This window comes from Micromonospora orduensis, from assembly GCF_006228125.1.
Taxonomy (GTDB): Bacteria; Actinomycetota; Actinomycetes; order Mycobacteriales; family Micromonosporaceae; genus Micromonospora; species Micromonospora orduensis.
The window spans coordinates 1-8,375 of sequence record NZ_VDFY01000308.1 but is presented as its reverse complement, the minus strand read 5'-3'; the positions used below and the strand labels follow the sequence as shown (position 1 = coordinate 8,375).

At 71.8% G+C, this 8,375-nt stretch carries 8 protein-coding genes; 3 read left to right on the top strand and 5 right to left on the bottom strand.

Going from position 1 to position 8,375, the window contains the following annotated elements:
* Window positions 1–1,284, top strand: a 1,284-nt coding sequence (locus FHG89_RS32075) for a glycoside hydrolase family 6 protein (protein ID WP_139588130.1), incomplete at its 5' end; no start/stop codon positions are given.
* Window positions 1,285–1,412: 128 nt separating this feature from the next.
* On the opposite strand, the gene FHG89_RS32070 is transcribed toward FHG89_RS32075, so the two are convergent.
* The 5 genes from FHG89_RS32070 to FHG89_RS32050 all read right to left on the bottom strand — a co-directional run bounded on the left by FHG89_RS32070 (window position 1,413) and on the right by FHG89_RS32050 (window position 5,602).
* Entirely contained in the window at window positions 1,413–1,799 is a 387-nt protein-coding gene (locus FHG89_RS32070; RefSeq protein ID WP_139588129.1) for a hypothetical protein, read from the bottom strand.
* An 83-nt stretch (window positions 1,800–1,882) separates the two neighbouring features.
* Window positions 1,883–2,191 carry a hypothetical protein gene (locus FHG89_RS32065; protein WP_139588128.1) on the bottom strand — a complete coding sequence of 103 codons (309 nt, stop codon included), beginning with the start codon at window positions 2,189–2,191 and terminating at the stop codon, window positions 1,883–1,885.
* A 15-nt stretch (window positions 2,192–2,206) separates the two neighbouring features.
* Complete coding sequence (locus FHG89_RS32060; protein ID WP_139588127.1) at window positions 2,207–3,865, bottom strand: sodium:solute symporter family protein; 1,659 nt, start codon at window positions 3,863–3,865, stop codon at window positions 2,207–2,209.
* Between the two features lie 184 nt (window positions 3,866–4,049).
* Complete coding sequence (locus FHG89_RS32055; protein ID WP_139588126.1) at window positions 4,050–4,994, bottom strand: hypothetical protein; 945 nt, start codon at window positions 4,992–4,994, stop codon at window positions 4,050–4,052.
* An 11-nt stretch (window positions 4,995–5,005) separates the two neighbouring features.
* Window positions 5,006–5,602 carry a hypothetical protein gene (locus FHG89_RS32050; protein ID WP_139588125.1) on the bottom strand — a complete coding sequence of 199 codons (597 nt, stop codon included), beginning with the start codon at window positions 5,600–5,602 and terminating at the stop codon, window positions 5,006–5,008.
* A gap of 185 nt (window positions 5,603–5,787) precedes the next feature.
* Between FHG89_RS32050 and FHG89_RS32045 the strand changes: the two genes are divergently transcribed.
* Window positions 5,788–5,982 (top strand): hypothetical protein, encoded by a 195-nt coding sequence (locus tag FHG89_RS32045; RefSeq protein ID WP_139588124.1) that lies wholly within the window; start codon window positions 5,788–5,790, stop codon window positions 5,980–5,982.
* 242 nt (window positions 5,983–6,224) lie between these two features.
* Window positions 6,225–8,375, top strand: a 2,151-nt coding sequence (locus FHG89_RS32040; RefSeq protein WP_139588123.1) for a sensor histidine kinase, incomplete at its 3' end; no start/stop codon positions are given.

Genomic DNA, 8,375 nt, shown 5'->3' with positions numbered 1-8,375 from the left:
CCCACCACCACCCCGCCCCCGTCGGGCACGAAGGTGGACAACCCGTACGCCGGAGTGCGCGGCTACGTGAACCCGGAGTGGAAGGCCAAGGCGGACGCCGAGCCGGGCGGAAGTCGGGTCTCCAACAACCCCACCGCCGTCTGGCTGGACCGGATCGCCGCCATCAACGGCACGCCGAACAGCAGTTCCAACGGCGCCTTCGGGGTGCGGGAGCACCTCGACGAGGCGCTGCGGCAGGGTGCCGGCTACATCCAGTTCGTGATCTACAACCTGCCCGGCCGGGACTGCTCGGCGCTCGCCTCCAACGGTGAGCTGGGCCCGAACGAGCTGCCCCGCTACAAGGCCGAGTACATCGACCCGATCGCCGCTATCCAGGCCGACTCGAAGTACCGCAACCTGCGGATCATCAACGTCATCGAGATCGACTCGCTGCCGAACCTGATCACCAACACCTCAGGTCAGGCCGGCGGCACGGTCATGTGTGACACGGTCAAGGCCAACGGCGCGTACGTCAACGGTGTCGGCTACGCCCTGGCGAAGCTGGGCGCCATCGGCAACGTCTACAACTACATCGACGCCGGCCACCACGGCTGGCTCGGCTGGGACACCAACTTCGGCCCGACCGCCGACATCCTGAAGACCGCCGCGGTCGCGTCCGGCAGCACGGTGAACAACGTGCACGGGTTCATCGTCAACACGGCGAACTACTCGGCCCTGCGTGAGCCGTACTTCAAGGTCACCGACACCGTGAACGGCCAGACGGTACGGCAGTCCAAGTGGATCGACTGGAACTACTACGTCGACGAGCTGTCCTTCGCCCAGGCCTTCCGCGACAAGCTGGTCTCGGTCGGCTTCAACTCCGGCATCGGCATGCTGATCGACACGTCCCGCAACGGTTGGGGCGGCTCCGCCCGGCCCACCGGCCCGGGCGCGACGACCAGCGTCGACACCTACGTCAACGGCGGCCGCATCGACCGCCGGCTCCACGCCGGTAACTGGTGCAACCAGGCCGGCGCGGGCCTCGGCGAGCGGCCCCGGGCCAACCCGGAGCCGGGCATCGACGCCTACGTCTGGGTGAAGCCGCCGGGTGAGTCGGACGGCTCCAGCAAGGAGATCCCGAACAACGAGGGCAAGGGCTTCGACCGGATGTGCGACCCGACGTACGGCGGTAACGCCCGCAACGGCAACAGCCCGTCCGGTGCGCTGCCGGACGCGCCGATCTCCGGTGCGTGGTTCTCCGCCCAGTTCCAGGAGCTCATGCGCAACGCGTACCCGGCCCTCTGACCGGATCGCTTCCACACCAACCCGCCGCCGGCAGTAGGTGAGGCACTGCCGGCGGCAGGTTCCCCCGGGGTCCCCGGTCCGACCGTCACAGGTCGGGTCGGGGACCCCCCTTGTCGCGCCGGTCCCGGTCAGGGCACCGTGCGCTCGATCGCCGCCCGGCCCTGCTCGGCCAGGTCGCGGCGGGCCTTGTCCAGATTCTCCGGGGTGAGGTCCTGGCCGCGGGCCATCACCAGGTCCTCCGGCTCCCACGGCTGCTCCGCGCCGGTACGGATGTTGTCGCCGCCGGCCCCGGTGCCCGTTCCGGTCGCGCCAGTCCCCGCGCCGTACGGGTCGCCGATCAGGTCGTCGGTGTCCGGTGCGAGATCCTCCGGCCGGTTGCGGGGCTCGGCGAAGGTCGGGGTGTCCCGGTCCGGCCCGCCCCCACCGCTCAGCTGCGGGACGGTGGTGTCGTCGTCCACCGCCGCGGCCATCTCCGGGCTCTCCTCCAGCGGCGGTCGGCGGTCGCGATCGGTCATGGTGTCGCCTCCTGTGTCCGGCGCGGTGCGTTATCCCCCTCGGCTACCCGATGCGGGGACGGCCATGCGCGCGAGGCGGACGGTCAGCTGCCGGGTTCCCGCTCGTTGGGGGCCGGCGGCTCCGCCGGGCGCAGCCACTGCCAGAGCAGCATGAGCAGCCCGAAGGCGAGCATCGTCAACCCCGCCCACAGGTTGATCCGTACCCCCTGGGCCTTGTCGATCTCGGCCCGGCTGTCGAAGACGCCGATCAACGTCACGATGACCCCGTACGCCACGAAGAGCTCACCGATCACCCGGCGGATGTCGAACAGCCGGGCGGCGGCGGAGCGGCGCTGCTCCGCCTGCGTCTCGTCGATCAGCGGGTCCTGCGCCGGCTGGCCGTCGTTGCTCATCTGCCGACTCCTTTCCTAGAAGACCGGGATGTAGAAGAGGGCGGCCAGCGCGACCGCGACCAGGCCGAGCAGAACGGGCGAGCGGTACCAGACGGCGTCCCCCGCGAGCACGTCGCCCTTCAGGTCGACGCCGCCCATGCCGTACACCAGCCCGCGCAGCTCCTCGTCGCGCTTGGGGGCGGTGAGCGGGGTGAGGATCACGGCCACGATCGCCACCGTGACGAACGCGATGCCCGCGCCCCAGAAGCTCTCCTCCAGGTCGGAGTTGAAGTCGATCACGCCACCCTTGTAGAGCAGGTACGTCGCCAGCGACGCCAGCGTGCCCAGCAGCAGCGACCAGAAGCCGGCCAGGGCGCTCATCCGCTTCCAGAACATGCCGATGATGAACGTGGCGAACAGCGGCGCGTTGAACAGCGAGAAGAGCGCCTGGATGTAGTTCATGATGTTGCTGAACCCGGCCGCGATGAACGCGGTGCCGATCCCGATCACCACGGCGGCGACCGTCGCCCACCGGCCGATGCGCAGGTAGTAGTCGTCGGACCGGCCGGGACGGAGGTACGCCTGCCAGATGTCGTAGGTGAAGACGGTGTTGAAGCCGCTCACGTTCGCCGCCATGCCGGCCATGAACGAGGCGAGCAGGCCGGTGACCGCCACGCCGAGCACGCCGTTGGGGAGCAGGTCGCGCATCAGCAGCGGGATTGCGTTGTTGTACTGCAGGTCGCCGCTCTCCGCGCCCAGGCCCTTCACGGTCACCAGGGCCACCAGGCCGGGGATCACCGTGACCAGCGGAATGAACAGCTTCGGGTACGCGGCGATGATCGGTGTACGCCGGGCGGCGCTCATGTTCTTCGCCGACAGGGCCCGCTGCACCTCGGCGAAGTTCGTCGTCCAGTAGCCGAACGACAGCACGAAGCCGAGCCCGAAGACGATGCCGATCCACTGCGCGCCCAGCGGGTTGGCGGTGCTGCCGGTGTCCTGCCAGGCGTGCAGGCCCGCCTCGCCGAGCTTGGAGTCGCGTACGGCGTCCATGAGGCCGCTCACCCCGCCGACCTTGACCAGGCCGATCACGGTGACCGGGATGAGACCGGCCAGGATGACGAAGAACTGGAGCACCTCGTTGTAGATCGCCCCGGACAGACCACCGATGGTGATGTACGCCAGCACGATCGCCGCGCCGACCCCGATCGCCGTCCAGAGCGGCCAGCCGAGCAGCGCCTGCATCACCAGGGCCAGCGCGTACAGGTTCACGCCGGCGATCAGCACCTGGGCGACGGCGAAGCTGAGCGCGTTGAGCAGGTGCGTGGGGCGGTTGAACCGCAGCCGCAGGTACTCGGGCACGCTGCGGACCTTGGAGCCGTAGTAGAAGGGCATCATCACGATGCCCAGGAACACCATGGCCGGCACCGCGCCGATCCAGTAGTAGTGGACCGTCATCACGCCGTACTGGGCGCCGTTCGCGGCCATGCCGATGATCTCCAGTGCGCCCAGGTTCGCCGAGACGAAGGCGAGACCCGTCACCCAGGCCGGCAGCGACCGACCGGAGAGGAAGAAGTCGACGCTGGTCCGGATCGCCCGGCGGGCCGCGAAGCCCACTCCGAGGACGGTGACGAAGTACAGCGCCAGAATCAGGTAGTCCAGCCCGTTCATGTTGAGCCGAAGACCGCCGCCGTCCATCCCGTCACCCCTCGTCCCGACGTTGTCACCGGTTTACCGCGCGCGCCCTATTACCCCGTACGGGCGGTCTCACGCCTGCGCGCCCGCTCTGGTGTGTTCCGGTCCGCTCGGGCGGTCTCGTGTGGTCGGACAGCACGGAGCGCCCCGGCCGTTGCGGCCGGAGCGCTCAGTGGTCGTCCTTCACTCAGCGTCCCAGGACCCGGTCCAGGAAGTCGCGGTAGTTGCGGACCGCCATCCGCAGCTGCTCGGTGTCCGCCGAGCCGGCGTCCTGCCAGCCGCCCAGCGTGGTCTTCTGCGCGGCCAGCGCCGAGGAGAGGGCCTGGATGGCCTCCTCGACCAGCGCCTGCGCCTCGCCGGCCGCCGCGTGCGGGTCATCGACGAAACGCAGCTGCACGTCGCGCCAGCGGTCCCGGAAGCCCTGCGCGGAGTCCGCGTCGAGGAGGGTCGCCGGCTCGGCCGCGACCGTCGAACCGACGGGCCGCGACGTCCCGGCCGACTCCAGCGAGGTGCTGTTGTCGTCGGTGGTGACCGGCTCGGCGTCGGCGTCCGGGTCGACCATCTCCGGCGCCGCGCTGCCGTAGCCGGCCGCGCCCGCGTCGACCCGGTCGACGTCGGTGCGGTCCGCGTCGGTCCGGTCGACGTCGCTGTCGTCCACGTCGACGTCGCGGCGGTGCAGCTCGGCGGTCGGGTCGGCCCGCAGGCCCTCACGCTCGCCGTCCTCGGCGCCGTCGCCCGGCTCGGCGGTCCGCTCGGCCCGCGGGTCCGGCTGGTCCTCCGGACGAGGGCTGGCCAGTGCGGACGCGGCCACCGCGTCAGCCACCGTGGTGGCGCCGAACGCGGTCGGCAGCGGCCCCGGCTCGTGGAAGCCGCCCTCGTCGGTGGCCCGGTCGTCCCGCCGGTCGGTGTCGTCGGTCCGCTCGTCGTCGGCGGGGTCGTCCAGGGTGTCTCGTTCGGTACCGTCGGTCGGCTCGTGACCTCCGGCCGGGTCGTCGAAGGTGCCCCGCTCGTCCAGGGCGTCCTCGGGTAGGTCGGCGTGGCCGGCACGGTCACCTGATGGTGGTACCGGAACCGGCGCGGACCGCACGGCCTCCGGGTGGTCGTTGTTCACCTGCTGCTCTTCCTGGCGCATCGGTGGCCTCCTCAGCGGCTCGTGGCGTCGTGCGGGGTGTCCGGGTGGCGCTGTTCGGGCGTGTGGTGACCGGCCGGTTCCGTACCGAGCAGGTCGGTGAAGAGTGCCCGGTAGTGCACCACCGCCTGGCGCAGCTCCTCGGTGCTCGCCTCACCCCGCGAGTTGCGCAGGTGGATCTCGTGCGCGTCCCGATAGTTGGTCAGGGTGCGGGCGTGCTCGACGGAGAGGTGGGCGATCTGGTCGGAGAAGTCCCCGGTCGGGTAGCCCTGCTCCTCGATGAGTCGGGTGACCAGCTCATCGGCGTCGCCAACGGTCTCGCCCGGGGAGTCGATGAAGCGGACCTGGAGTTCCTCCCAGGCTGCGGCGTACCGAGCCCGGGACTCGGGGGTGAGTGGGGTGAGCGTGAGCTCGGCGTGCCGGCGTTCCCGGTCGCGCAGTTCGCGCTCCGCGGCGGACCGGCTGTCCTGCTCGGCCACCACCCGGTCGTACTCCGGTCCGAAACGGTCGCGCAACGCGCGGCGACGGCCCAGCGACCGGAGAGCCACGGCCAGCGCCGCGACGACCACCAGCACGACGAGCACGATGACGATTATCTGCGTGGACGACATGGGCTCCTCCTTCGTCACCTGGTATTCCCTCGGCGCACTGATCGCCAATCCCGATCCGGGGCACTTTCCTTGCCGCGCTGTGTCCGCTGGCCGGATAACGCCCGTCCCGTCCCCTTGCCGACGTGCGTCACGTCCCTGCGGCGGGCAAAAACTTGACTCATTCCAAAACGCCCTTGGGTGGGGCGATGAGCGAGTCACCGGCCGGCAAGCCGACCCTCACCACCCGGCAGGGTCACCCCGTGCACAACAACCAGCAGCAGCGGACGGTGGGGTCACGCGGTCCCGCGACGCTGGAGAAGATGGTCTGGCACCTGCGCCAGTGCGACGAGAGCTACGGCCGGCGGGTCGCCGAAGGGCTCGGCATCGCCGACAACGCCTGATCCGTCTCCCGCACCACGACGAGCGCCCCGCCGGCCACCGGCGGGGCGTTCGGCCATTGTCGACCCACCGAATGTCGGAGCGTCGATGTCGGCGCGACGGGCGGTAGTGCAAAGGGCCGTGATTACGTATCCTGCCCAAGGCGCCCGCGCCGGTGCCCGGCGTCGCCGCCGGGCGGCAGCCGGCCGGTGCGTTGCCCGGCGGTGCCGGCGCCCCTCCTGCCACCCCTTACGGGCGAGGTCTGATGAGAACCCGCGACTGGCCGATCCGCTCGAAGCTGACCGCACTCGTGGTCGCGCCGGTGACCGCGCTGCTGGCACTGTGGATCTTCGCGACGACGTTGACCTTCGGCCCCGCCCTGAACCTGCTCTCCGCCCGCACCCTGCTGTACGACCTGGGCCGCCCCGGCGAGGCAGTGGTCACCGAGCTGCAACGCGAACGCCGACTCTCGGTGGTGCAGCTCGCCGGCACCACCGACCTGCCGGCGCTGGTCGAGCAGCGTCAACGCACCGACCGGGCGGTCACCGAACTGCGTCGCCGGGTCGACGGGGAGGCGCTGCGCGACGCCGCCGACGACCTGCTGGAGGACCGCGTCGACCGGCTGGTCACCGCCCTGGCGGCACTGCCGAGCGGCCGGGACTTCATCGACGCCCGGATGATGGACCGCTCCGGCGCGATCGGCCTGTACAGCGGCATGGTCTCGGCGGCCTTCCAGGCGTTCGCCGCGATGGCCAACCTGACCGACCCCGGCATCAACCGGCAGGCGCTGGCGCTCACCGCGCTGGGCCGGTCCCGGGAACTGCTCGGCCAGACCGACGCCATGCTGGCCGGCGTGCTCACCGCCGGCCGGTTCGCCCAGGGCGAGCACGCCCAGCTCGTGCAGGCCATCGGCAACCAGCGGTGGCTCACCGAGAGCGCCGTGGCCGACCTGCCCGAGGCGGGGCGCGTCGCGTACCAGCGGCTGACCGAGAGCCCGGCGTTCACCAGCCTGCGCGCCATGCAGGAGGCGTTGATCGGGGCCAACCGGACCGGCCGGCCACCGGTGGACGCGGCCTCGTGGCAGGAGAGCCACGACGCCGTACAGCAGCAGCTACGGGACTTCGAGCTGGCCGAGGCGGACCATCTCACCGACCGCTCGGTGCCGATGGCGGTCCGGATCCTGGTCCGGCTGGCCGCCGCCGGTGTGCTCGGACTCGCCGCGGTGGTGGTCTCGGTGCTGGTGGCCGTTCGGGTCGGTCGCACGCTGGTCCGCCGCCTCAGCGGGGTCCGCACCGCCGCGCTGGAGCTGGCCGAGCACCGGCTGCCGGACGTCGTGGCCCGGCTGCGTCGCGGCGAGCAGGTCGACGTGGCCCGGGAGGCGCCCCCACTGGAGTACGGCAACGACGAGATCGGCGAGGTCGGGCGGGCCTTCACCGAGGTGCAGCGAACAGCCGTGCAGGCCGCGGTGGACGAGGTCGCTCTGCGGCGAGGGCTCAACGAGGTCTTCCTCAACATCGCCCGCCGTAGCCAGGGCCTGGTGCACCGGCAGCTGCACCTGCTGGACCGGATGGAGCGCCGCGCCGAGGACCCGGACGAGCTGGCCCAGCTCTTCCAGGTGGACCACCTGGCCACCCGACTCCGCCGGCACGCCGAGGACCTGGTGATCCTCGCCGGTTCCGCGCCCGGTCGGGGCTGGCGCAACCCGGTCGCGATGGTCGACCTGATCCGGGGCGCGACCTCCGAGGTCGAGGCGTACGACCGGGTGGACATCACCGCCGTACAGCCGGCCGGCGTGCTGGGCCGGGCCGTCGGCGACGTCATCCACCTGCTCGCCGAGCTGATCGAGAACGCGACCGCGTTCTCTCCGCCGGACACCCGGGTCAGCGTCGCGGGGGAGCAGGTGTCCAACGGGTACGCCCTGGAGATCACCGATCGGGGGCTGGGGATGTCAGCCGCGGCGCTGGAGAGCGCCAACACCCGGCTGGCCAGCTCGCCCGAGTTCGACCCGGCGCAGAGCGCCCGACTCGGCCTGTTCGTGGTGGCCCGACTGGCGGCCCGGCACGGGGTCCGGGTGAGCCTGCGCCCGTCCGGGGACGGCGGGGTGACGGCCGTGGTGCTGCTCCCCGCCGACCTGATCACCAGCGAGCCACCGGCTGGCCCCGACCCGGCCACGCTGGGCGCCGAGCCGGCCGGCGCGGACCGACGGCTGGCCCGAAGCGCCCGTCGCGCCAGCGTTCCGCGCCCCCGGGCCGGCCGTGCCCGGACGATCACCGCCGACCCCCCGACGGCCGGCCCCGCGCCCGTCGCCGTACCTGCTCGGCCCGCGCACGGGCCGCGCGACGGGGAGGCGTCCGCGCCGGCCGGTGACGAGCTGGACGGCTTGCCCCGCCGGGTGCGTCGGCAGACCCCCGCGACC

Coding starts and splice junctions, on each gene's coding strand:
- FHG89_RS32070 (WP_139588129.1), bottom strand. CDS start 1,799: ATGACCGATCGCGACCGCCGACCGCCGCTGGAGGAGAGCCCGGAGATG.
- FHG89_RS32065 (WP_139588128.1), bottom strand. CDS start 2,191: ATGAGCAACGACGGCCAGCCGGCGCAGGACCCGCTGATCGACGAGACG.
- FHG89_RS32060 (WP_139588127.1), bottom strand. CDS start 3,865: ATGGACGGCGGCGGTCTTCGGCTCAACATGAACGGGCTGGACTACCTG.
- FHG89_RS32055 (WP_139588126.1), bottom strand. CDS start 4,994: ATGCGCCAGGAAGAGCAGCAGGTGAACAACGACCACCCGGAGGCCGTG.
- FHG89_RS32050 (WP_139588125.1), bottom strand. CDS start 5,602: ATGTCGTCCACGCAGATAATCGTCATCGTGCTCGTCGTGCTGGTGGTC.
- FHG89_RS32045 (WP_139588124.1), top strand. CDS start 5,788: ATGAGCGAGTCACCGGCCGGCAAGCCGACCCTCACCACCCGGCAGGGT.